A 23211-nucleotide genomic window follows, 5' to 3' on the forward strand; every position below is an offset into this window, starting at 1 on the left:
GCCGTGTCCCGCCCGCAGCGGGACGTCCCGCCGTTACGCTGCGGACGTCCTTTCCGATCCGGCCGGAGGTCCCCACGGTGTCCACCGACTCCCACGAGGCGTTCAGCATCGTCGTCCGCGGTTACGACCGCAGTCAGGTCGACGCACGCCTGCAGCACCTCGACGACTCCCTCGCCGAAGCCCGAGCCCGGGTCGCCCAGCGCGACCACGAGCTCCGCTCGGCCGAGGAACAGCTCGCCGACGCCCTCAAGGAGATCCGCGAGCACGAGAAGCCCTCCTACGCGGGCCTCGGCTCCCGGATGGAGAAGCTGCTGCGCCTCGCCGAGGACCAGTCCTCGGAGATCCTGCGCTCGGCCCGCCGCGACGCCGACCGGCTGCGCGAAGAGGCCCGGGCCGAGGCGTCCTCGACGCGCAACCAGGCCGACGAGGACGCACGTCGCCGCACCGGCGAGGCCAGCCGGGACGCCGAGGAGATCGTGTCCCGGGCCAAGCACCAGGCCGACGGCATGGTCGAGGCCGCCCAGCGCACCGCCGCCGAACTCACCGCCTCGGCGCACCGCACGGCCGACCAGGTCACCGCGAGCGCCCAGCACGAGGCCGCCGAGGCGCTCGCCGCCACGGAACGCCAGGTCGCCGCGCTGCGCGCGCAGGTCGAGCGGGAGGTCATCGAGCTGCGCTCCTCGACCGACGCCGCCGTGCGCGAGCAGGAACTGGCCCTGGCCGCAGCCCGCGAACAGGCCGCCGAGGAGGACCGGATGCGCCTCGAGGTCGCCGCCGCGCGCACCGCGGCCCGCATCGCCGAAGCCGAGCAGCGCGCCGTCGAGGCCGAGGAACGGGCGCACGAAGCCGTCGAGGCGGCCGAGTCGATCCGCGCCGACGCGATCGCCCAGGCCGCCCTGCGGGCCGAGACGGCACGCCGGGAGTCCGACGAACTGCTGGCCGACGCGCGTTCACGGGCCCAGCACATGGTGGACTCCGCCCGCGAGCACGCCGAGCAGAGCCGCACCAGCGCGCAGATGCAGGTCGACGAGCTCATGCAACAGCGCGACCAGATCACCGATCAGCTCGACGACCTGCGGGGTCTGCTGGGCCTGGGCCCCAAGACCGACGTCCGCGCCGTCGACGTGCGCGAGGTCGAGGCGCCGGCTCAGTAGTCGGTGGGCAGGGGTGAGCGCGCGGGGTTGACCCGCGCGACCACCTCGTCCAGCACGCGGCGGACCGAGTTCTCCCCCACCCACAGGTGCTTCGCCCCCTCGACGGGGACGATCTCGGCCTGCCGCAGCGGCGCGAACCGCTCCCGCGCCTGGTCGGGGCGCAGGAAGTCGTCGAACTCCGGGACGAGCGCCGTGACCGGCCGGCCGAACTCCGCCCAGGCCTCGAGGTCGCCCGGCGTGGACCAGCGCAACGGCGGGGACAGCAGGATCAACCCCTCGACGAGCGGGTCACGGCCGTGGACGAGGGCCAGGTCCGTCCCGAAGGACCAGCCCAGCAGCCACACGTGCGGCAGGTCGCGGAACTCCGCGAACTCCAGCGCCGCCGCGACGTCGAACCGCTCGCCGTCGCCCGCGTCGAAGCGCCCCTCGCTCGTCCCCCGCGGGCTGGTGGTGCCGCGGGTGTTGAAGCGCAGCACGGCGAGGTCGGCCAGCGCGGGCAACCGGTAGGACGCCTTCTTCAGCACGTGGCTGTCCATGAAGCCCCCCGCGGTGGGTAGCGGGTGCAGGGTCACCAGGGTCGCGACGGGTTCGCGGTCCAGCGGCAGCGCGAGTTCGCCGACGAGGGTGAGTCCGTCGGCGGTGTGCAGCTCGACGTCCTCGCGACGCGCGGGGAGGACCGTCTCGGAACGGATCTCAGTCACGCGCGAGTTCTTCGGTGAGGACCGCGGCGAAGTTCTCGACGTCGCCGTCGGTGGTGTCGAAGCTCGCGACGAGGCGCACCTCGACGCCCTTCTCGGAGTACTCCGGGTCCCAGACGTGGAAGGGGACCCGCGCCGCGGCGCGGGCGGCGACGGCGGCCGGGAGTTCCGCGAAGACGGCGTTGGCCTGCACCGGGCGGGTCAGCACGACCCCCGTCGTGGTGACGGCCGCGGCCAGCCGGGCGGCGGCGGCGTTGGCCGTCGCGGCGGTGCGCTGCCAGAGGTCGGTGCCGAACAGCGCGAGCAGCTGCGCCGAGACGAACCGGGTCTTGGAGGACTGCTGCATGCTGGGTTTCACCAGCCGCGCGAGGCCGGGCGCGGTCGCGGGGTCGCGGACGACGACGACCTCGGCGAAACCCCCGCCGTTCTTCGTCCCGCCCAGCGACACCGCGTCGACCCCGAGGGCGGTGGTCGTCTCGCCCAGACCGACCCCGAGGGAGACGGCCGCGTTGGAGAGCCGGGCGCCGTCGACGTGGACCCTGACCCCGAGCCGGTGCGCGACGGCCACGAGGTCGCTGAGGTGCTCCAGCGAGTAGGCCGTGCCCAGTTCGGTGCTCTGCGTCAACGTCAGGGCGCCGACGGGCGCGCGCATGAGGCTGTCGGCCGCGCTGACGGCACGTTCGACGTCGGCGGGGTCCACGAGACCGTCGCGGGTCGGCAGGGCGATGACCTTGGTCCCACCGACGTGCTCGAGACCACCGGCCTCGTCGTGCAGGACGTGGGCCTGGTCGGAGCTGAGGACGGACTCCCAGCGCTGGGTGAGGGCCTGCAGGGCCGTCACGTTGGCACCCGTGCCCGTGAGGACGACGGCGCTCACGACGTCGGGGCCGAAGTGGCCGCGCAGGCTCTCCTGCAGGGCGCGGGTGTAGGGGTCACCGCCGTAGCTGACGACGTGGCCACCGTTGGCGCTGCTCAGCGCGGCCAGGACCTCCGGGTGCATGCCGGCGGCGTTGTCGCTGGCGAAACCACGGACGGCGGGGTCGTGGAGGGGGATCACGCTGGCACGGTACCCGGCGGTCGTCACCAGCTGCCGCGGCGTCCACGGGCGTCGAAGCAGGCGCGGTGCCAGTGCCGCCGTTCGGTGGCCCCGTCGGCCGGGCTGAACGTGCCGCGGGAGGGCCAGACCACGAGGTGCGGGACCCCGGGCGGGATCTCCTGGGTGCAGCCGGGACACCGGTAGGTCTTCGTGGAGGACGTCCCGCGGAGCTCGCGCACGACCCAGTCGCCGTCGCTGCCCGAGACGGTGCGGTCGACTCCCGCGCCGAGCGGGGTGCGCGGCGGCGGGTCGGGCCGGCGGCGGTTCGAGCGGGGCACGGACGACATCGTCTCAAACCCCGCGGACTCCCCCGGAGGTGAGCCTCCTCGCTGCGGACCGGGCGCTGCCGCGGTGGTGTCCCCTCCACACCACCGTGGCCACGCTCGGTTCGACGGGTAGTCGCGCGAGCGCCCCGATTCGTTACACCCACGCCCGCGACGGGTCGCCGGCGGGAGCAGCGACCCGTCGGGCGGGGGCCACCGCGTCTCGTAAGCTCGCTCCTCGTGCGTCTCGTCATCGCCCGGTGCTCCGTCGACTACGCGGGCCGGCTCACCGCCCACCTGCCCCTGGCCACGAGGCTCCTGCTCGTGAAGGCGGACGGCAGCGTCCTCGTCCACTCCGACGGGGGCTCCTACAAACCCCTGAACTGGATGAGCCCTCCGGCCAGGCTGACCTTCTCCGTGCCGGAGGAGGACGCCCGCGAGATCGGCGTCACGCAGACGTGGACGGTCCAGCACGCCAAGACCGACGACCGCCTGATCGTGTCGATCCACGAGGTGCTGCACGACAGCGAGCACGAGCTCGGGGTGGACCCCGGCCTGGTCAAGGACGGGGTCGAGGCCCACCTGCAGAAGCTGCTCGCCGAGCACATCACGACGCTCGGCGACGGCTACCGCCTCGTCCGGCGCGAGTACATGACCGCCATCGGTCCCGTCGACATCCTGGCCCGCGACGGCGCCGGGACCGCGGTGGCGATCGAGATCAAGCGTCGCGGCGAGATCGACGGCGTCGAGCAGCTCACCCGCTACCTCGAGCTCATGAACCGCGACCCGTTGCTCGCCCCGGTGACCGGGGTCTTCGCGGCGCAGGAGATCAAGCCGCAGGCCCGCACCCTGGCGAGCGACCGCGGCATCCGGTGCGTGGTCCTGGACTACGACGCCTTGCGCGGCATCGACGACGTGGACTCGCGGCTGTTCTGAGCGGCTTCCTGCGGGCGCAGGATCGCCTCGGCGCGGGCGCGACGGACCGCGGCGCGTTCCTGGGCGCTCAGGACCTCGTCGTCGACCTGCAGGACCAGGTGCAGCTTCGTGACCCGCAGCAGGCGCAGGGCCGGCAGCGGGACGTCGCGCAGGACCAGACGGCGTCCGACCCGCAGGGCGCGGCGGTGCGCCCCCACGAAGACCCCGAGGCCGGTGGCGTCGGCCACCACGATGCCGTCCACGTGGACGACGAGTTCACCCGCACCGGCGTCGACCGCCGCGTGCAGGGCCGAGCGCACGTCCGGGACGGTGTGCACGTCGAGGCGGCCCACCACGTGGACCACCTGGCCGTGGACTTCCTCCCGCACGCTGGCCCCCAGGCCGGGTGCCGAACGGGCCGCCCTGCGGGCTGCCACGTCGTCCGCCGCGCTGGGCGCTGTCGCGATTCCGATCGCCATGTGTTCCTCCCCCGAGGACGCCGGTCGTGATCATCGTCGTGTCGTCGTGATCGTCGCCGGTCTGACGCAGGACGCCGCTCTCCGGTTGCACCCAGGGGCGAAGTCACACGTACCGCTCGCGAGGAACGTGCGTGTGACTCCTGGGGCCACCGGGACGAACGAGCATCCCGCGAACACACTCTGCCACCAATGGGTACCGCTGAGTGGTCATTTTCTCCGCCGTTGCCAGACGGTGACCTTCCGGGGACGCGGGGGTGCGCGGTGGGGCCTCAGCGCTGGACACGGCGGGGATGATGGGGGCGTGAACTTGACCAGCTACCACTACGCCCTCGGGCCGAGCGTCGCCCTGGTCGTCGTCGGGGTGCTGGTGCTGCTGTTGCGGTGGACGTTCTCGCACGGCCGTTCGCTCGTCGAACGTCGCCCCCAGCAGGGCGCCAGCGACGACTACGGCCTGCTCGAGGTGGTCTCCTCCCCCGGCACCTTCGTCGAGGCCGAGGTGCAGCGCCGCACCCTCGTGGACGCCGGGATCCGGGCGACGCTCGCCCCCACCACGGAGGGGCCGCGGGTCATGGTCTTCCCGAACGAGGCGGGGTTGGCGCGCCAGATCCTCAAAGGTCCGCGCACCTGACGAGGGGTGGCGCCCTAGGCGACGTTCACGCCCTGCCCGGGCGGGGCGGACTCCAACCAGGACGCGAAGCCGGTGTAGGCGTCGTGCGACATCGCGAGTTCGATCTCCACGCCTTCGTGGCGGCACTCGACGACCATCGCGCCGGGTTGCACGGCGATGAGCTCGGAACCCTCGGCCTCGCGGAAGAGGGTCACGCCGAGCGCCCGTCGTGCGTAGGTGCACGACGGGCGCGGGGACAACGAGAACGTGCGGTACCAGTCGAGACGGTCGGTCTCGTACCGCGCCACACCCAGGGCCCACCGACGGCGGGAACCTCTGGGCTGGCGGATGGAGCAGTCGAAGGTGCCCAGCCGCGACGTCAACCGACGCCGCCGCAGGACGACCGCGACGAGCACGACCAGGAGGAGGACCGCACAGGCTCCTGCGATCTCCAGGGAGAGCAGGAACTCGTGCACGCGTCGTCCTCGGTCGTTCTCAGCGCGTTCCGGCGCCGACCTCGACGGATTCGGCGACGATCGTCACCTTGTCGTGGTCGACCGAGAAGAACCCGCCGCTGACGGTGGCGGTGATCCCCTCCGAGCCCGAGCCGGTGATGGCCACGTCGCCGGGAGCGAGGATGGCCAGCAGCGGCTCGTGGCCACCCATGATGCCGATCTCACCCTCGGCCGTGCGGGCGCGGACCAGCGAGGCCTCGCCCGACCACACGGAGCGGTCGGCGGCCACCAGTTCGACCTGCAGCGCCACGGGTCAGTTCTCCTTCTGGATCTGAGCCCACTTGCGCTCGACGTCCTCGAGGCCACCGACGTTGAAGAAGGCCTGCTCGGCGACGTGGTCGAACTCGCCGTCCGCGATGCGCTTGAAGCTCTCGACGGTGTCCTTGAGCGGGACCGTCGAACCCTCGACACCGGTGAACTTCTCGGCCATGTAGGTGTTCTGGGAGAGGAACTGCTGCACGCGGCGGGCACGGCTCACCGTCAGCTTGTCCTCCTCCGACAGCTCGTCGACACCGAGGATGGCGATGATGTCCTGGAGTTCCTTGTTGCGCTGCAGGATCTGCTTCACGCGCACCGCGGTGTCGTAGTGGTCCTGCGCGATGTAGAGCGGGTCCAGGATGCGCGACGTGGAGGTCAGCGGGTCCACGGCCGGGTACAGACCGCGCGAAGCGATCTCGCGGGAGAGCTCGGTCGTGGCGTCCAGGTGCGCGAACGTCGTGGCCGGCGCCGGGTCGGTGTAGTCGTCGGCGGGGACGTAGATCGCCTGCAGCGAGGTGATCGAGTGACCGCGGGTCGAGGTGATGCGCTCCTGCAGGGTGCCCATCTCGTCGGCCAGCGTCGGCTGGTAACCCACGGCGGAGGGCATGCGGCCCAGCAGGGTCGACACCTCCGAACCCGCCTGGGTGAACCGGAAGATGTTGTCGATGAAGAGCAGCACGTCCTGGTTCTGCACGTCGCGGAAGTACTCCGCCATCGTCAGAGCGGACAGGGCCACGCGCAGACGCGTGCCCGGCGGCTCGTCCATCTGGCCGAAGACGAGGGCCGTCTTGTCGAAGACGCCGGCCTCGGCCATCTCGCCGATGAGGTCGTTGCCCTCGCGGGTGCGCTCGCCGACACCGGCGAACACCGACACACCACCGTGGTTCTGGGCGACGCGCTGGATCATTTCCTGGATGAGGACCGTCTTGCCGACGCCCGCACCACCGAAGAGGCCGATCTTCCCACCCTGGACGTAGGGAGTGAGGAGGTCGATGACCTTGATGCCGGTCTCGAACATCGTGGTCCGGGACTCGAGCTGGTCGAAGTTCGGCGCCTTGCGGTGGATCGGCCAGCGCTCGGTGACCTCGAGCTTCTCGCCCTCTTCGAGGTTGAGGCACTCGCCGATGGCGTTGAACACGCGGCCCAGCGTCACGTTGCCCACCGGGACCGAGATCGGCGCACCGGTGTCGACGACGGAGGCCCCGCGGACCATGCCGTCGGTCGGCTTGAGGGAGATGGCCCGCACCATGTTGTCGCCGAGGTGGGAGGCCACCTCGAGCGTCACGGTCTGGGTCAGCCCGCCCATGGTCACCTCGGTGGTGAGGGCGTTGTTCTGCTCGGGCATCGTGTCGGCCGAGAACTCGACGTCGACGACGGGGCCGATGACTCGGGCGATGCGTCCGGTCGCACCCTTGCTGGTGCTGCTCGGCGCTTCGTTGACGGTGGCGGTCATGTCGCTCCTCGGGCTTCCTTCGTCGCGTGCGTTGGTGCTGAAGTGGGTGGGGGCCGAGCGCGAGGTCAGGCGCGCGAGCCGGAGGAGGCCAACGCGTCGGCGCCGCCGACGATCTCGCTGATCTCCTGGGTGATGTCGGCCTGGCGGGCGTTGTTCGCCAACCGGGTCAACTTCTTGATGAGCTCGTCCGCGTTGTCCGTCGCGCTCTTCATGGCCCGCTGGCGGGCGGCGAGCTCGGACGCCGACGCCTGCAGGAGGCAGTTGTAGATCCGGCTGTTCACGTACTGCGGCAGCAGGGCGTCCAGGACCGCGTCGGCGCTGGGCTCGAACTCGTACAGCGGCTGCAGGTCACCCTCCGAGGGTGCTTCCACGCCCTCGACGACCTCCAGCGGCAGGAGCCGGATGACCCGGGGTTCCTGCGTGACCATGCTGACGAAGTGCGTGTAGACGACGTGGATCTCGTCCACACCCCCGTTCGCGAACTCCTTGCCGAAGTCGGTCACGAGGCGGTCGCCGATGGTCTTGGCGTCCTCGTAGCTGGGCGAGTCGGTGAAGCCGGCCCACGCCTCGACCACCGCGCGGCGACGGAAGTTGTAGAACGACGCCGCCTTGCGCCCGACGAGGTAGGGCGCCACCTCCTTGCCCTCCTGGCGCAGGGTCGCGGTGAGCCGCTCCCCCTCGCGCAGGACGTTGGAGGAGTAGGCCCCGGCGAGCCCGCGGTCGGAGGAGCAGAGCAGCACTGCCGCGCGCTTCACCTCGGACTTCTCGGTGATCAACGGGTGGTCGAGCGAGGAGTTCGACGCCGCCGCCGACACCGCCCGGGTCAGCGCCCGGGCGTACGGGGTCGACGCGGCGACGTTCGCCCGCGCCTTGATGATCCGCGACGCGGCGATGAGCTCCATCGCGCGAGTGATCTTCTTGGTCGCCTGGACCGAGCGGATCTGCCGCCGGTAGGCCCTCAACTGGCCTGCCATGTCCTGCTCCTCTTCCTTGCTCCGCTCGGTCCCTGCTGGGGTCGTGCTGCGTGATCTGCCAGGAGCGCGTCAGCGCTTCTGGGTGGTGATCCGCTCCTGCGAGATGTCGTCCGCGTCGGTCGCGCCGTGGTCCTCGTCGCCGGGGACGGCCGCGTCCTGCTTGCCCGCGGAGAACTGGGGCTTGAAGGCGTCGACGGCCTTCTTGAGCTCGTCCTTGGCGCCGTCGGAGAACTGCTTCGTCTCGCGGATGCCCTGCATGAGCTCGGCGTGGTTCCGCTTGACGTGCTCCAGGAACTCGCGCTCGAAGCGGGAGATGTCGGAGACGTCGACGGAGTCGAGCTGACCGGTGGTGCCGGCCCAGATCGAGACGACCTGCTCCTCGAGGGAGAACGGCGTGTACTGCGGCTGCTTGAGCAGCTCGACGAGGCGGGCGCCCCGGGCGAGCTGGTTGCGCGAGGCCTGGTCGAGGTCGGAGGCGAACATCGCGAACGCCTCCATCGCGCGGAACTGCGCGAGGTCCAGCTTCAGCGTGCCGGAGATGCCCTTGATGGCCTTCGTCTGCGCGGCGCCGCCGACGCGGGACACCGAGATGCCGACGTCGATGGCCGGACGCTGGTTCGCGTTGAACAGGTCCGACTGCAGGAAGATCTGGCCGTCGGTGATCGAGATGACGTTGGTCGGGATGTACGCCGAGACGTCGTTGCCCTTGGTCTCGATGAAGGGCAGGCCCGTCATGGACCCGCCACCGAGCTCGTCGGACAACTTGGCACAACGCTCCAGCAAGCGGGAGTGCAGGTAGAAGACGTCACCCGGGTAGGCCTCGCGGCCCGGCGGACGACGCAGCAGCAGCGACACGGCGCGGTAGGCCTCGGCCTGCTTCGACAGGTCGTCGAAGACGATGAGGACGTGCTTGCCGCCGTACATCCAGTGCTGCCCGATGGAGGAGCCGGTGTAGGGGGCGAGGTACTTGAAGCCGGCCGGGTCGGACGCCGGGGCCGCGACGATGGTCGTGTACTCCATCGCGCCGGCCTCCTCGAGGCTGCGGCGCACCGCGGCGATCGTGGAGCCCTTCTGACCGATGGCGACGTAGATGCAGCGGACCTGCTGCTTCGGGTCGCCGCTCTCCCAGTTGGCCTTCTGGTTGATGATCGTGTCGATCGCGATGGCGCTCTTGCCGGTCTGGCGGTCGCCGATGATCAGCTGACGCTGGCCACGGCCGACCGGGATCATCGCGTCGATCGCCTTGATGCCGGTCTGCAGCGGTTCGCGGACCTCCTGGCGCTGCATGACCGAGGGGGCCTGCAGCTCCAGGGCGCGGCGGGTCTCGGCCTCGATCGGGCCGAGACCGTCGATCGGAGCACCCAGCGGGTCCACGACCCGGCCGAGGAAGTTGTCACCGACGGGCACGGAGAGGACCTCGCCGGTGCGGTGCACCTCCTGGCCCTCCTCGATGCCGGCGTAGTCGCCCAGGACGACGACACCGATGTCGCGCACGTCGAGGTTCTGGGCCAGGCCCAGGGTCCCGTCGGCGAAGCGCAGCAGTTCGTTCGCCATGACCGAGGGCAGGCCCTCGACGTGGGCGATGCCGTCGCCCGCGTCGGTCACGCGGCCGACTTCCTCACGCGCGGCGGTACCGGGGTCGTACGACGCCACGAAGGCGTCGAGAGCGTCCCGGATCTCCTCCGGGCGGATGGTCAGCTCGGCCATGGAAGCCCTGCTCTCCTTGTCGGTCGTGCGGTGTCGACTGTCAGGTCGATCGTGCGGTTCTCGAAGTCCATTGTCCCCCGCGATGCGCGGGAGCGGTGTTCGGCGGGTGGTCAGCCGGCCAGGCGGCGACGGGCCTCGTCGAGGCGAGTCGAGATCGACCCGTCGATGACGTCGTCGCCGACGCTGACGCGCAGGCCCCCCACCAAGTGGGGGTCGACGTCGACGTTGATGCGGATCGCCCGGCCGTACTGGCGCGAGAGCGAGGCGGCGAGCCGCTCGCGCTGGTTCTCGCTCAGCGGGACGGCCGAGACCACGTGGGCCACGAGCTGCTCGCGGCGCCGGGCCACGACCTCGACCCAGTCCTCCAGCAGGTGCTCGGCGCGCAGACCCCGCGGGGAGGTCGCGACCCGGCGGGCCAGCTGGACGGTCTCGGGCGAGGCCTTGCCGAGCAGCAACCGCGAGGCCAGCGACGCGCGGTTGGCGTCGGGGGCCGTGCGGTCGGCCAGCGCGTCGCGCAGGGCCGCGTTGCCGGCGATGGTCCGCGAGAACCGGAAGAGCTCGTCCTCCAGCGCGTCCAGGTGCCCCGACTTCTCGGCCTGGGTGACGACCGCGACGACGGCGAGCCGTTCGGTGGCGTCGGACAGGTCGCGACCCGCCGTCCAGCGGGCCGAGGCCAGCGCGACGACGGTCTCGAGAGCAGCCGGGGTGATCCGGCCGGACAGCGTGCGGCGGACGAAGTCCGCCTTGGCCGAACCCTCGCGGGAGGGGTCGGTCAACGCCCGGCGCAGGCCGACCGAGGAGTCGAGCAGGCTGGTGACGGCGAAGAGGTCCTCGCCGGTCTTGCCCGCGTCGGCCCCTTCGGCCGCCAACTGCTGGTCGAGCACCCGCTGCGCGGCAGCGAGGCTCGCCTTCGCGACGCCGGAGTCGAGCTCACCACTCATCGGGAGGTCACTCCCGACTCGTTGCGCTCGAGGTCGGCCAGGAACCGGTCCACGACGCCGCTCTGACGAGCGGAGTCCTGCAGCGACTCCCCGACGATGCGACCCGCGAGGTCGGTCGCGAGGCGACCGACTTCCGCGCGCAGCTGCGCCGTGGCCTGGACGCGCTCGGCCTCGATGGTCACGCGCGCCGCGGTGGTGATGCGTTCGGACTCGGCCTGAGCCTGCTCGCGCATCTCGGCGAGGATCTGCGCACCCTGCTGGCGCGCCTCCTCACGGATGCGGTTGCCCTCGACGCGGGCGTCGGCGAGCTGAGCCTTGTACTCGGCGAGAGCGGCGGCAGCTTCTTCCTGCGCCCGCTCCGCTTTTTCGACGTTGCCCTCGATGGCGGCACGCCGTTCCTCGTACATGGCTTCGAGGCGCGGGACGACCTTCTTGGCGACCACCGCGTAGATGATGATCGCGAAGATGATGCCGACGATGAGCTCGCCGAGGTGCGGCAGGATCGGGTACGTCGGGTTGCCCTCGACGACCTCTTCACCTGCTGCAGCGAAGGCTGCTACGAGCACGATTCCTCCTTCGGACTAGGACGAGTGGACGAGCCTGTGGTGGCTCGTCAGCCCTGGAAGACGAAGGCGAGGGCGATGCCGAAGATGGCCAACGCTTCCGCGAGGACGAAGCCGAGGATCGCGATGCTCTGCAGCATGCCGCGGGCCTCAGGCTGACGCGCGGCGCCGTTGATGTAGGCCGCGAAGATGAGGCCGATGCCGATGCCCGGGCCGATGGCGGAGAGGCCGTAGCCGACGATGGCGAGGGAGCCAGTCATGGTCCTGCGTCTTCCTTTCGTAGCCGGTGCGCACGCCGCGCCCCGGAGGTCTGGGTGGGGCTGGTCAGTGCTCGTCAGCGAGGGCGCTGGCGATGAACGAGGCGGCGAGCATCGTGTAGACGTACGCCTGGAGGAACTCGACGAAGAGTTCGAAGAGGGTGAGGACGAAGGCCATGACGATGGTCGGGATGCCGACGATCTTCAGCCCGATCCCGCCGTCGATGAACATGTACTCCGCGCCGGAGATGAAGAGCACCAGGATGAGGTGACCGGCGAACATGTTCCCGAAGAGCCGCAGCGTGATCGTCACCGGCTGGATCACGAGGATGGACAGCACCTCGAGGAAGAACACCAGCGGGATGATCGGCTTGGGCAGCCCGTGCGGCACGACGCCGGCGAAGTAGGCGGCGAAGCCCTTCTTGCGGATGCCCACGACGTGGTAGGTCAGGTACAGCATGATCGTCAGCGCCAGCGGGAAGGCGACGCGCGACATCGTCGGGTACTGGATCGGCGGGATGACGCCGAACAGGTTGTTGACGAGGATGATCGAGAAGAAGGTGAAGAGCAGCGGGACGTACTTGCGGAAGTCCTTGCTGCCGATCCACTCCCGGGCGATCGAGTTGCGCACGAAGCCGTAGGCGGCCTCGACGACCATCTGCTTCTTGCCCGGGACGACGGCGAGGCGCTTGGTACCGGCGAGCAGCAACCAGATGATCAGCACGGCCGACAGCGCGAAGACGATGGCCGGACGCGTGATCGCGAACGGACCGCTCCCGATGAGGGGCTGCCAGAACATCTCTGCGTTGGGCGGGGTGAACCCGTGCTCCGCGGCAGCCAGCAGGGGCAGGCTCACGTCAACTCCTCCGTGCGAACTTCATCGTGGGTACGGGGCCGGAGTGCCGGCCGCGTGGCCCCCTGAACAGTGATCGGGCGTCTCGCGGTCAGTGCGTACCGTACCGGAGCCACACGTAGTACAAAGTCAACGCCTTGCCGACGACGAGACCGATGCCCACGATGAAGTGGGTTCCGAGCAGGTGGTCGAGGCCCCAACCCGCCAGCGCGCCCATGAGCGCGCCGGAGATCAGGTAGGACGTGATGCTCCAGGCGATCTTCTCGGTGATGCCGTTGCCGGCGTCCGTCGGCATGGCCGACGGCGCGTCGGACGGCTTGGCGAGGCTCACTTCTGGACCTCGTCCGTCATGAAGATGGGGATCCGCAGCTTCATGAAGCCGCGGAGTTCGGCGGCCAGCCACACGACCGCCGTGATGATGACGGTGAACCCCAGCGCGGGACCGGAGATCCCGTCGACCCGGGTGAGCAGCAGCATCGCGATGCCGAGCAGGACCACCTTGACCGAGTAGACGACCATCGCGGTCATCATGATCAGCTGGGGCCGGGCCCGCGTGACCCTGGCCATGACCACCAGGCGGGCTCCGAAGAACGCGACGACGATGGCCCCGCCGATCAGCGCGGAGAGCCCCGAGGCGCTCCCCCGCCAGATCCAGGCGACGACGACGCAGACCAGAGCGACCGCACCCGACACCGCGGACGCGCGGCGGAGCAGGATGCCGAAGGCCTCGGCGGCCTGGACTCCTGCGTCGGTGCTGGTGCTCAAAGGTTTCTCTTCCGTCGTCGGCGGGTCGTCCGGTGGGACAGGCTCACTGGCGGCAACCCCGGGATGTTGGTCACGTTCCGGGGAGACTTCGTGAAAGCTATCACGAGCGGAAGGGTCTCCTACGTCACGTCGTGGACCGTCCGGGCTCACGTGCGGGAAGTCTCGGACGTGGGTGCCGCAACGGCACCCTGCGTGGGTTCCTCGTCGCTCACCGTCGGGTTCACGGGGTCCACCATCCGTCGGTTGCGTCGCCAGTACACGGGCAGGAACGTCAGGGCCAGCACGACGCAGCCGGCCGCGAAGGCCACGGCGAAGGCCTGGGTCAGCGGGAGGAACGCCGAGGAGGCCACCCCGAAGCTCAGAAACGCCGCCCACGAGTACATGACGAGGACGGCGACGCGGTGGGAGTGGCCGAGCTGCAGCAACCGGTGGTGCAGGTGCTTCTTGTCGGGGTGCCAGAACGCCTTGCCCGCCCGCGTGCGGCGGACGACGGCCAGGACCATGTCGCTGAACGGGACCAGCAGGACCGCGATGGGCAGCAGCAGCGGGAAGAACGCGGGCGCGATCTTCTCGCTCGCCACGGCCTCGGGGTCGACCGTGCTCGTCGCCGCGATGGTCGAGCTCGCCATCAGCAGACCGAGCATCATCGACCCGGAGTCACCCATGAAGATGCGTGCCGGGTGGAAGTTGTGCGGCAGGAAGCCGAGGCACACCCCGACCGTGATCGCCGCGATGAGCGTGGCGAGGGAGGAGAAGTCGTCGGGCGCGCTGCCCCGCTGCAGGGCGTAGGAGTAGCCGAAGAAGGCGATCGAGCCGATCCCGACGATGCCGGCGGCGAGACCGTCCAGGCCGTCGACGAAGTTCACCGCGTTCACCGACACGAGCACCACGAGGATCGTGATGATCATCATGGTCCGGCCCGAGAGCAGGGTGACCCCGCCGATCGGCAGCTGCAGCAGGCTCACGCCCTGCCAGCCCATGATCCCGGCGGCGAGCACCTGCCCCGCCAGCTTGGTGACGGCGTCGAGCTGGACGATGTCGTCGGCGACGCCGACGGCACAGACCACCCCGGCGCCGACGAGGACCCACAGCGGTCCGGGGTCGGCGTGGAAGACGCGGGAGAGGAACGGCACCTGGCTCGCCACGACCAGGGCGGCGACCATCCCGAAGAACATCGCCACCCCGCCCATCCGCGGCACGGGCACCGAGTGCACGTCGCGGTCGCGCAGCGGGGTGATCGCGCCGACGCGCTGGGCGAGGCGCCGCACCAGGGGTGTCGTCAGGTACGTGACGGCCGCGGCCACGACGATGACGAGGAGGTAGGCCCTCATCCGCTCGTCTGCGGTGCGCTCGCTCCGGTTCCCTCGGTCTCGAGCCGAGGCTCGGGGTCAACCTCGGGATCGGCGTCGGGCTCGTCGAGCTCGACCCAGCCCTTGGGCACCGCGGCGCGCAGCTCCGCCTCCGAGATCGCCCCGACGCGCAGGACCCGCAGCGGTCCGTCGGAGGCGTCGACGATCGTCGAGGGCGCACCCTTCGTCGCCGGACCACCGTCGAGGTAGACCCGGACGGACTCCCCCAGCTGCTCGACGGCCTCGGTGACGAGGTTCGCGGCGGGGTGGCCGGAGAGGTTGGCGCTCGAGACGGCCATCGGGCCGGTGCGCTTGAGCAGCTCCAGGGCGACGGGGTGCAGCGGCATCCGCAGCGCGACCGTGCCGTTGGTGTCCCCCAGGTCCCAGCTCAGCGAGGGCTGGGCGCGGCAGACGATGGTGAGGGCACCGGGCCAGAACGCGTCGATCAGCTCGCGGACGGCGAACGGGATGGACGACGCCAGGCCGTCGATGGTCCGGGTCTCGGGCACGAGGACGGGTGGCGGCATGTTGCGGCCACGTCCCTTGGCCTCGAGGAGTCGCTGCACCGCGGCGGGGTTGAACGCGTCGGCGCCGATGCCGTAGACGGTGTCGGTGGGCAGCACGACCACCTCACCGCGCTTCACGGCGTTGTGCGCTGCGGACAGACCGCGCTCGCGGATGACGGGGTCGGCGCAATCGAACGGGGGCCTCACACGCAGGAGTCTCCCACTGTCGGCCACGGGGAGGACGACAGCGGCGGGATCGGCGGGGTGTCGACGCTCAGCGACGACGGGCCGTGGTCGTGCGAGGACGGCCGGTGAGGTCGCGGTGGCTGCCGACGTCCTGCCACAGCGACGCCGAGAACATCTCCCGCGCCGACCGTTCCTGCACCTCGGCGTGCTCGACCACCGCGTAGCCCCCCGGCCGCAGCAACCGGGCGGCGGCCGCCACGACCCGGCGCGGGACGAGCAGTCCGTCGTCGCCGAGGCCGTAGAGCGCGATCTCCGGATCGTGGCGCGCCACCTCGGCGTCGACGGGGACCGCACCCGGCGGGACGTAGGGCGGGTTGCTCACGACGACGTCCACCTCGCCGTCGAGGTCGGCGAAGGCGGTGGCGGCGTCCCCTTCGCGCAGGTCCACCCGCGGGGCGAACTCGTCGACGTTGCGCCGCGCCCAGGCGTGCGCCATGGGATCGAGTTCGACGGCGTGCACGGCGCACCGCGGCACCTCCGTCGCGACGGCCAGGGCGATCGCGCCGGACCCGGTGCAGAGGTCGACGACGGTGGGGAACTCCCCCGCCGCGACCAGGCGCCTCGTCTCGTCGACGGCGAGCTGGGCGACGGTCTCGGTCTCGGGGCGCGGGACGAACACCCCGGGCCCGACGTGCAGGTCCAGCTCGCGGAACCCGGCGCGGCCCGTGAGGTGCTGCAGCGGAACGCGCTGCTCGCGCTGGTCGAGCAGGTGCTCGAAGGTCCCCGGTTCGACGCTCTCGCGCAACGCGAGGAGGACCCCGAGGCGGGAGCGGTCGACGCGCAGCGCGTGGGCCAGGAGGACCTCGGCGTCCGCGCGGGCGGACACCACCCCCGCGGTGGCCAGTCGCTGCTCGGCGTCGCGCAGCAGTTCCCTCACGTCGCTCGGCACGTCCCGACCCTACGGGCAGGTCAGACGTCGATCCCGAGCAGTCGGAACGCGATCGTCTGGGTGTCCACGCCGGCCGACCCGCTGGGCGAGGTGACCGCGACCCAACGGCCGGAGGCGGGTTCGAGCCAGATCGAGCTCTGGACCCCGTACGTCGCCCCGTTGTTGCCGAGCAGCGTCCGCCCGTCGACCTCCGCCGGGAACCAGCCCCACCCGGCCAACGCGGCCGAGCCGGGCACGTCGCCGGAGACCGCCGCGGCGGCGAGCCGACCCAGGTCCGCGGCGGTGGAGTAGACGCCGATCCCCGCCGGGACGCTGCCCGTGGAGCTCCAGGGGGTGGTCCGCCGCCCGTCGGCACCCCGTTCCAGCGCCCGACCGGCGGGCAGCGGGTCCGGCGCGGCGACGGTGGCGGTCATCCCCAGCGGCGCGAGGACGCGGTCGGTCAGCAGTTGCGGGTACGGAACACCCGCCCGCACGGCCAGCGCCTGCCCGAGCAGGGCGTACCCGAGGTTGGAGTAGGAGAACTCCCCGCGCGGCGTCCGCAGCCACGTGGAACCGGCGTCGGACAGCAACGACCCGGGGGTGTCCCACTCGTACGGATTTCCGTAGGTGAGGTTCGTGACGAGGCTCCGCAGCTGCGCGCGGGTGCTCAGGCGCGGCAGGCCCGACGTGTGGGTGGCGAGTTCGGTCAGGGTCGTGACCGCCAGTTCTCCCGGGAGACCGGGGTAGACCTCCCCCAGCGTCGTCGCCGAGGTCACCTCCCCCCGCTCGACGGCGTCGGCGAACAGCAGACCCGTCATCGACTTCGTGACCGAGCCGATCTCCTGCGGCGTGGTGGCGGTGAGGGGACGACCCGGCGAAGCCTCCCCGATCGCTGCCTGCGCCGATGTCGACCCGTCCCCCGCGGCCACGGCGAACCCCTGGCCCGGGAGGTCCCCGACGGCGAGGCGCAACCGCCGGGCGAGCGCGGGATCCCCCGTGCTGTCGGCCGTGGGCGTCGGTGGTGTCGCGGGGGTGAAGGCGCTCAGGCCGGCGACGAGCGCCGCCGCGAGGACGACGAAGAGGGTGGGCCTGGAACGGCGTGACACGTTGACGGGCATGGGGTTACCTCAATCCGGCCGTGGCGAGCAGGGTCACGAGCGGGACGACGCGCGCCGGCGGGACGTCGTAGACGCCCCGTCCCGAGGTGGCCAGCCAGCCTTCGGCGACCAGCTGACGCAGGTGGTGGTAGAGCTGCCCGGACGTGCCGAGCCCCTCGGAGAGTTCCGCGACGGTGCGTCCGCCGTGCAGCACCCGGTGCAGCAGCTGCAGGCGGACGGGGTGCGCGAGCGCGGACAGCACGGCGACGGCCCCCGTGGGGTCCGCCGCGAGCAGGGAGGAGACCTCGACGGTCTCCTGCCACTCGTAGTGCGCACCCGTGGGCAGCGTGAGGCTGCCGGTGAAGAGGACGTGGGACCGTCCCTCCGCCCGCCGCTTCAGCTCGCGCAGAGCCCAGAACTCGTCGGTCTCGCGCAGGTCCGCCCCGTCGGCCGCTCGGGCCTCCAGGGCCGCGATGCGCTTCTCGAGGACGTCCCACCGTTCGTCGTCCATGCGTAGATCCTACGCACTTCCGTACTCACTGGGAAGGATCCGTACCTGAGGTCGCGCGGAAACAACACTCTCCGCCCTTCGAAACGTGCTTCGCAGGGCGGAAAGTGTTGTTTCCGCGGGAGACGAGGGGTGTCAGACGTCGGAGACGGCGAGCTGCGCGGCCTCGTCGGCGTCGATGGCCGACTGGATGACCGGGTCGAGGTCGCCGTCGAGGACGGTGTCGAGGTTGTAGGCCTTGAAGCCCGTCCGGTGGTCGGCGATGCGGTTCTCGCCGTAGTTGTAGGTCCGGATGCGTTCGGAGCGGTCGACGGTGCGGACCTGGGACCGGCGCGCCGCAGAGGCCTCGACGTCGGCGGCCTCCTGGGCCGCGGCGTGCAGGCGGGCCCGCAGGATCCGCATCGCGGACTCCTTGTTCTGCAGCTGCGACTTCTCGTTCTGGCAGCTGGCGACGACCCCCGTCGGCAGGTGCGTGATGCGGACGGCGGAGTCGGTGGTGTTGACGCTCTGCCCGCCCGGGCCGGAGGAGCGGAAGACGTCGACGCGCAGGTCGTTGGCGTCGATGGTGACCTCGACCTCCTCGGCCTCCGGCATCACGAGGACCCCGACGGCGGAGGTGTGGACGCGACCCTGGGACTCGGTGAAGGGGACGCGCTGGACGCGGTGGACCCCGCCCTCGTACTTCAGCCGGTGCCAGACCCCTTCGGCCGCCGCGCCGCGTGTCTTCAGCGCCACCGAGACGTCCTTCCACCCCCCGAGGTCGCTGGGGGTGCCATCGATGACCTCGGTCACCCAGCCGTGCTTCTCGGCGTAGCGCAGGTACATCCGCAGCATGTCGGCGGCGAACAGCGCGGACTCCTCCCCGCCCTCCCCCGCCTTGATCTCGAGGATCACGTCGCGAGAGTCGTCCGGGTCCTTCGGCAGCAGCAACCGGCGCAGCCTCTCGGCGGCCTCGTCCGCGGCCTCCTGCAGCGCGGGCAGTTCCGCGGCGAAGGCGGCGTCCTCGGCGGCGAGCTCGCGGGCGGCCTCGGCGTCGTCGAGCGCGGTGCGCCAGGTGGCGTGCGCCTGGACGACCGCCCCCAGCTCCGCGTAGCGGCGCCCGAGCGTGCGGGCCAGTCCGGCGTCGGCGTGCACGGACGGGTCGGCCAGCCGGCGTTCCAGCTCGGCGTGCTCGTCGAGCAGTGGGGTCACGGCTTCGAACACGCAGGAGCTCCAGGGGTCAGGTGCGGACGGGAACGCGACAGCGCCGGCCCCTCCGCGTCTCGTGGAAGCGGTGGGACCGGCGCTGTGAGCGGGCTACTGGTCGGCGGTCTTCTTGCCGTAGCGCTGCTGGAAGCGGGCCACGCGGCCACCGGTGTCCAGGATCTTCTGCTTGCCCGTGTAGAAGGGGTGGCAGGCGCTGCACACGTCGGCGCGCATCTCGCCGCTCTTCTCGGTGCTGCGGGTGGTGAACGTCGCGCCACAGGTGCAGGTGACCTGGGTCTCGACGTAGTCCGGGTGGATTCCGGCCTTCATGGTGATCTCCTCATAGCGCTCAGTCGGTGCCGGGTCGCCGTTCGTGCTGGCGTGAGCCGGTACCTGCGGTGTCGAAGCAGTCTCCCACAGGAGCCGCCGGGTAGTGGAACCCGACGGCCCCGGAGGGCATTCCCGATCAGTCCTTGTTCACCAAGGGGGTCGAGCTCTGGACCTGCTGCAGGAACTCGAGGTTGCTGCGGGTCTTCTTGAGGCGGTCGAGCAGGAGCTCGATGGAGGCCTGCGCGTCGAGCGCGGTGACGACGCGACGCAGCTTCCAGACGGTCGCCAGCTCCTCGCGGGACATGAGGATCTCCTCGCGACGGGTACCGGAGGCCGGCACGTCGACCGCGGGGAAGATGCGCTTGTCCGCCAGCTGGCGGGACAGACGCACCTCCATGTTCCCGGTGCCCTTGAACTCCTCGAAGATGACCTCGTCGGCCTTCGAACCCGTCTCCACCAGGGCGGAGGCCAGGATCGTCAGCGAGCCGCCGTTCTCGACGTTGCGGGCCGCACCGAAGAAGCGCTTCGGCGGGTACAGCGCCGAGGCGTCGACACCACCGGAGAGGATCCGGCCGCTGGCGGGCGCCGAGATGTTGTAGGCGCGGGACAGGCGGGTCAGCGAGTCGAGCAGCACGACGACGTCGTTGCCGAGTTCCACGAGGCGCTTGGCCCGCTCGATGGCGAGTTCGGCGACCGCGGTGTGGTCGGCGGCGGGACGGTCGAAGGTGGAGGCGATGACCTCACCCTTGATCGTCCGCTGCATGTCGGTGACCTCTTCAGGACGCTCGTCCACGAGCACGACCATGAGGTGGCACTCGGGGTTGTTCGTCGTGATGGCGTTGGCGATGGCCTGCATGACCATCGTCTTGCCGGCCTTCGGCGGGGCCACGATGAGGCCGCGCTGGCCCTTCCCGAGCGGCGACATCAGGTCGATGATGCGCGTCGTCAGGACGTTGGGCTCGGTCTCCAGGCGCAGACGTTCCTGCGGGTAGAGCGGCGTGAGCTTGGCGAAGTCCGGCCGGTTGCGGGCCTGCTCGGGCGGGGCACCGTTGACGGTGTCGACGCGGACGAGCGCGTTGTACTTCGACCGCGCGCCGGTCTGCTCGCCCTCGCGGGGCTGACGGACGGCACCCGTGACGGCGTCGCCGGGGCGCAGGTTGTTCTTCTTCACCTGGCCGAGCGAGACGTACACGTCGTTCGCACCGGCGAGGTAGCCGGAGGTGCGGATGAACGCGTAGTTGTCGAGGACGTCGAGGATCCCCGCGACGGGCAGCAGGACGTCGTCCTCGTTGACCTGCTCGTCGATCTCGGGAGCGCCGGGCGCGCCCTCACGGCCGCCCCGGCGACCCTTGCGGTCGCGGTAGCGGTTGCGACGGCCACGACGGCCACCGGCCTCGTCGTCGTCGTAGCCCGCGCTGGGGCCGTTGGTCGACGCCGCCTGGGGTTCGGGGCGGTTCTCGGTGCGCTCGGGACGGTCGGTGCGCTCTTGGCGCTCCGGACGGTCGGTGCGCTCGGAACGCTCCACGCGCGGCTCGCGGTCCACCCGCGGTTCGCGGGCTTCGCGGTCCACGCGCGGCTCGCGGTCCACGCGCGGTTCCGTGCGGGCCTCGGACCGGGCGCGCTCGGGGCGCTGCTCGGCCTCGGGGGCGCTGTTCTCGCCGCGGCGGGGCATGTTCGGCAGCTCGACCTGCTGGTCGGGCTCGCGCACCCGGTCACGACGGGCCCGCTCACGGCGGGACAGGCGCGGGGTGCCGTCCTGGGACTCGGTGCGCTCCTGGCGCTCCGGGCGGCTCTCGCCGCGAGACCCGACGAAGTCGTCCAGCGTCGGCTCGTTGCGCGTGGCGGGCACCTCGACGGCCGGCTGCGCGGGCGTCTCGGACGCCACGGGAGCAGCGGGCTCGGCGACCGGCGGAGCGCCGGCGGACGAGCTCGCACGACGGGACCGGGTCCGGGGCGGGCGGGTGGCGGGAGCTTCCTCCGCCACGGGGGCCTCGACCGCAGCAGCGGCGGGGACCTCGGGTGCCGCAGCGGCGACCGGGGCCTGCGACGCGCCGGCCTCAGCGGTCTGGGTGGTGGTCTGGGTGCTCGTCTCGGCGGCGGCGGCCGGACGGCCCCCGCGCTGCGGCACGACGGACTGGTGCTCGCGGATGGCCGCGAGCAGGTCCACCTTGCGCATCCGGGCGGTGCCCGAGATGCCGAGTTCCGCGGCGAGCGACTGCAACTGCGGCAGTCGCAGGGCGGAGAGGCTGCCGGTACGGCGCGCAGGCGCGTCGGCGGTCGCGCCGTCGGTGGCAGCGATGTCTGTGGTGTCGGTCACGAAGGTCCTTCCCCCTCGTCGGAGCGACTGACCTGCAGAGCCGGCCGAACCGGGTCCGGGGTGTCGCGATGACTGCCCGATCGGGCAGGAATGGGAATCCACGGTCGCGCGGAGGGGCGCACATCAGACGTGGAGACGCGCTCGAGAGCAGGGAGGAGATGAAACTGCAGACGACCCGACAACGAGGTGCGAAGTGGGTACGACTCCAGTGCCCTGCCCGTGAGTGCTGTCCACGACTCTAACACCGTGGGGCCGCCGGACGTTCCACGTCCCCCGTTCGGACGCGGCGGCGGGTCGTGCGCACGAACCGAGCCGACGTCTGCACCCGTTGTCCTGCAGTGCGTCTCAATCCACGCGCCACTGCACGCCGCGCTGGTGCACGGGGCGGTCGTGCACGTCCCAGCCTCCCCGCGACGCCGCGATGCGCTCGACGTCGGCCACCCGGTCGGCCGTCGTCAACGTCAACGCGCTGGGTCCGGCCCCGGAGACGACCCCCGCCAGTCCCTCGACGCGCAGGGCGGCGAGGAGCTCAGCGGTGCGCGGCATCGCGGGTGCGCGCTGCGCCTGGTGCAGGCGTTCCTCGGTCGCGTCGAAGAGCATCGACGGGTCCGAGGTCAGGGCGTGCACCAGCAGGCCCGCACGACCCGCGGTCAGCGCGGCGTCGGCGTGCGGCACCGTCGCGGGCAGCAGCGCCCGGGCACGCGACGTCGCGAGCTCCTCGGCGGGCACGCAGACCACGGCCCGCACGTCGGGGTGCACGGGCAGGCGGACCGAGGAGACGGCGTCCGGGTGCGTCGGGTCCTCACCCCGCGTCCAGGCGATGGTGAACCCGCCGTGCACGGCGGGAGCGGCGTTGTCGGGGTGTCCCTCGCGGCGCGTCGACTCGGTCAGCAACCGCTGCCGGGTCTGGACGTCGCTCTCCTGCACGACCCCGGCGGCGCGCAGCAGGGCGCGGGCCGCGGCGAGGCCGGCGACGATCGCCGAGGCCGACGAGCCCAGACCCCGGCCGTGTGGGATCACGTTGCGGCAGAGCAGGTCCAGCCCGGGAGCGGAGAAGCCGGCGGCGGCCAGCTCCTCGAGCAGGACCCGCGCCACCAGGTGCCGGCCGTCGGTGGGCAGGGCCTCGGCGCCCTGGCCCTCGACGCGCACCCGGACCCCTGGGGACCCCACCTCGGCGCGCACCTCGTCGCACAGGTCCAGGGCCAGGCCGAACGCGTCGAAGCCGGGGCCCAGGTTCGCGCTGGTGGCCGGGACCTCGACGAGGACGGCCGTCCCCACGGGCAACGGGGTGAGCGCACGCGTCCGGG

At 71.5% G+C, this 23211-nt stretch carries 26 protein-coding genes and 1 pseudogene; 3 read left to right on the top strand and 24 right to left on the bottom strand.

Annotated features, from left to right (window positions below):
• Positions 1–77: 77 nt before the first annotated feature.
• Positions 78–1154, top strand: a complete 1077-nt coding sequence (locus tag AC0I8G_RS09495) for a hypothetical protein (protein WP_471729689.1) — start codon at positions 78–80, stop codon at positions 1152–1154.
• Here AC0I8G_RS09495 and AC0I8G_RS09500 read toward each other — a convergent pair.
• From AC0I8G_RS09500 to AC0I8G_RS09510, 3 genes are read right to left on the bottom strand one after another with little or no spacing between them, the layout of a single operon-like run.
• On the bottom strand, positions 1148–1855 hold the full coding sequence (locus AC0I8G_RS09500) for an alpha/beta hydrolase (protein WP_471729690.1): 708 nt from the start codon (positions 1853–1855) through the stop codon (positions 1148–1150). The genes AC0I8G_RS09495 and AC0I8G_RS09500 overlap by 7 nt on opposite strands.
• Positions 1848–2909 (bottom strand): threonine aldolase family protein, encoded by a 1062-nt coding sequence (locus AC0I8G_RS09505; protein WP_471729691.1) that lies wholly within the window; start codon positions 2907–2909, stop codon positions 1848–1850. Before AC0I8G_RS09505 ends, AC0I8G_RS09500 begins: the two co-directional genes overlap by 8 nt.
• Positions 2910–2932: 23 nt before the next feature.
• Entirely contained in the window at positions 2933–3235 is a 303-nt protein-coding gene (locus AC0I8G_RS09510) for a hypothetical protein (protein ID WP_380161470.1), read from the bottom strand.
• A 216-nt stretch (positions 3236–3451) separates the two neighbouring features.
• Between AC0I8G_RS09510 and nucS the strand changes: the two genes are divergently transcribed.
• Positions 3452–4147, top strand: coding sequence for an endonuclease NucS (nucS, locus tag AC0I8G_RS09515; protein WP_471729692.1), 696 nt, complete (start codon positions 3452–3454; stop codon positions 4145–4147).
• 80 nt (positions 4148–4227) lie between these two features.
• Here the strand turns inward: nucS and AC0I8G_RS09520 are convergent.
• A pseudogene (locus AC0I8G_RS09520) lies at positions 4228–4515 on the bottom strand (STAS domain-containing protein); the annotation flags it as partial.
• Positions 4516–4906: 391 nt separating this feature from the next.
• Here AC0I8G_RS09520 and AC0I8G_RS09525 point away from each other — a divergent pair.
• Entirely contained in the window at positions 4907–5233 is a 327-nt protein-coding gene (locus tag AC0I8G_RS09525; RefSeq protein ID WP_471729693.1) for a hypothetical protein, read from the top strand.
• A gap of 14 nt (positions 5234–5247) precedes the next feature.
• Here the strand turns inward: AC0I8G_RS09525 and AC0I8G_RS09530 are convergent, their stop codons facing one another.
• The 20 genes from AC0I8G_RS09530 to thrB all read right to left on the bottom strand — a co-directional run bounded on the left by AC0I8G_RS09530 (position 5248) and on the right by thrB (position 23182).
• Entirely contained in the window at positions 5248–5688 is a 441-nt protein-coding gene (locus AC0I8G_RS09530) for a DUF2550 domain-containing protein (protein WP_471729694.1), read from the bottom strand.
• A 19-nt stretch (positions 5689–5707) separates the two neighbouring features.
• Positions 5708–5977, bottom strand: coding sequence for a F0F1 ATP synthase subunit epsilon (locus AC0I8G_RS09535; RefSeq protein ID WP_328292238.1), 270 nt, complete (start codon positions 5975–5977; stop codon positions 5708–5710).
• 3 nt (positions 5978–5980) lie between these two features.
• Entirely contained in the window at positions 5981–7438 is a 1458-nt protein-coding gene (gene atpD, locus AC0I8G_RS09540; RefSeq protein WP_471729695.1) for a F0F1 ATP synthase subunit beta, read from the bottom strand.
• Positions 7439–7503: 65 nt separating this feature from the next.
• Entirely contained in the window at positions 7504–8412 is a 909-nt protein-coding gene (locus AC0I8G_RS09545) for a F0F1 ATP synthase subunit gamma (RefSeq protein ID WP_471729696.1), read from the bottom strand.
• Between the two features lie 69 nt (positions 8413–8481).
• Positions 8482–10119, bottom strand: a complete 1638-nt coding sequence (gene atpA, locus AC0I8G_RS09550; RefSeq protein ID WP_471729697.1) for a F0F1 ATP synthase subunit alpha — start codon at positions 10117–10119, stop codon at positions 8482–8484.
• Between the two features lie 110 nt (positions 10120–10229).
• Positions 10230–11060 (bottom strand): F0F1 ATP synthase subunit delta, encoded by an 831-nt coding sequence (locus AC0I8G_RS09555; RefSeq protein ID WP_471729698.1) that lies wholly within the window; start codon positions 11058–11060, stop codon positions 10230–10232.
• A complete protein-coding gene (locus AC0I8G_RS09560) occupies positions 11057–11626 on the bottom strand; it encodes a F0F1 ATP synthase subunit B (RefSeq protein ID WP_471729699.1) in 570 nt (189 codons plus the stop codon). Before AC0I8G_RS09560 ends, AC0I8G_RS09555 begins: the two co-directional genes overlap by 4 nt.
• Positions 11627–11673: 47 nt before the next feature.
• A complete protein-coding gene (gene atpE / locus AC0I8G_RS09565; protein WP_471729700.1) occupies positions 11674–11883 on the bottom strand; it encodes an ATP synthase F0 subunit C in 210 nt (69 codons plus the stop codon).
• Positions 11884–11947: 64 nt separating this feature from the next.
• The gene (gene atpB / locus AC0I8G_RS09570) at positions 11948–12736 is read right to left on the bottom strand and encodes a F0F1 ATP synthase subunit A (RefSeq protein WP_471729701.1); all 789 of its coding nucleotides are present in this window, start codon (positions 12734–12736) and stop codon (positions 11948–11950) included.
• Positions 12737–12824: 88 nt separating this feature from the next.
• The gene (locus AC0I8G_RS09575) at positions 12825–13064 is read right to left on the bottom strand and encodes a hypothetical protein (RefSeq protein WP_471729702.1); all 240 of its coding nucleotides are present in this window, start codon (positions 13062–13064) and stop codon (positions 12825–12827) included.
• Positions 13061–13498, bottom strand: a complete 438-nt coding sequence (locus AC0I8G_RS09580) for a hypothetical protein (RefSeq protein WP_471729703.1) — start codon at positions 13496–13498, stop codon at positions 13061–13063. The genes AC0I8G_RS09575 and AC0I8G_RS09580 overlap by 4 nt, the downstream gene beginning before the upstream one ends.
• A gap of 146 nt (positions 13499–13644) precedes the next feature.
• The gene (locus AC0I8G_RS09585; protein ID WP_471729704.1) at positions 13645–14829 is read right to left on the bottom strand and encodes an MraY family glycosyltransferase; all 1185 of its coding nucleotides are present in this window, start codon (positions 14827–14829) and stop codon (positions 13645–13647) included.
• Complete coding sequence (locus tag AC0I8G_RS09590) at positions 14826–15560, bottom strand: L-threonylcarbamoyladenylate synthase (protein ID WP_471729705.1); 735 nt, start codon at positions 15558–15560, stop codon at positions 14826–14828. Before AC0I8G_RS09590 ends, AC0I8G_RS09585 begins: the two co-directional genes overlap by 4 nt.
• Positions 15561–15627: 67 nt before the next feature.
• Positions 15628–16488, bottom strand: coding sequence for a peptide chain release factor N(5)-glutamine methyltransferase (gene prmC, locus AC0I8G_RS09595; protein WP_471729706.1), 861 nt, complete (start codon positions 16486–16488; stop codon positions 15628–15630).
• A 20-nt stretch (positions 16489–16508) separates the two neighbouring features.
• Complete coding sequence (locus AC0I8G_RS09600) at positions 16509–17585, bottom strand: serine hydrolase domain-containing protein (RefSeq protein WP_471729707.1); 1077 nt, start codon at positions 17583–17585, stop codon at positions 16509–16511.
• Positions 17586–17589: 4 nt separating this feature from the next.
• Positions 17590–18075 carry an ArsR/SmtB family transcription factor gene (locus AC0I8G_RS09605; RefSeq protein ID WP_380161459.1) on the bottom strand — a complete coding sequence of 162 codons (486 nt, stop codon included), beginning with the start codon at positions 18073–18075 and terminating at the stop codon, positions 17590–17592.
• Between the two features lie 132 nt (positions 18076–18207).
• Complete coding sequence (gene prfA, locus AC0I8G_RS09610; protein ID WP_471729708.1) at positions 18208–19275, bottom strand: peptide chain release factor 1; 1068 nt, start codon at positions 19273–19275, stop codon at positions 18208–18210.
• Positions 19276–19368: 93 nt separating this feature from the next.
• Positions 19369–19587: a 50S ribosomal protein L31 gene (gene rpmE, locus AC0I8G_RS09615; protein WP_471729709.1), complete on the bottom strand. Its 219-nt coding sequence runs from the start codon at positions 19585–19587 to the stop codon at positions 19369–19371.
• Between the two features lie 136 nt (positions 19588–19723).
• Positions 19724–21904: a transcription termination factor Rho gene (gene rho, locus AC0I8G_RS09620; RefSeq protein ID WP_471729710.1), complete on the bottom strand. Its 2181-nt coding sequence runs from the start codon at positions 21902–21904 to the stop codon at positions 19724–19726.
• A 345-nt stretch (positions 21905–22249) separates the two neighbouring features.
• Positions 22250–23182 (bottom strand): homoserine kinase, encoded by a 933-nt coding sequence (gene thrB, locus AC0I8G_RS09625; protein WP_471729711.1) that lies wholly within the window; start codon positions 23180–23182, stop codon positions 22250–22252.
• Between the last annotated feature and the right edge of the window lie 29 nt (positions 23183–23211).

This window comes from Kineococcus sp. AC630 (assembly GCF_979255925.1).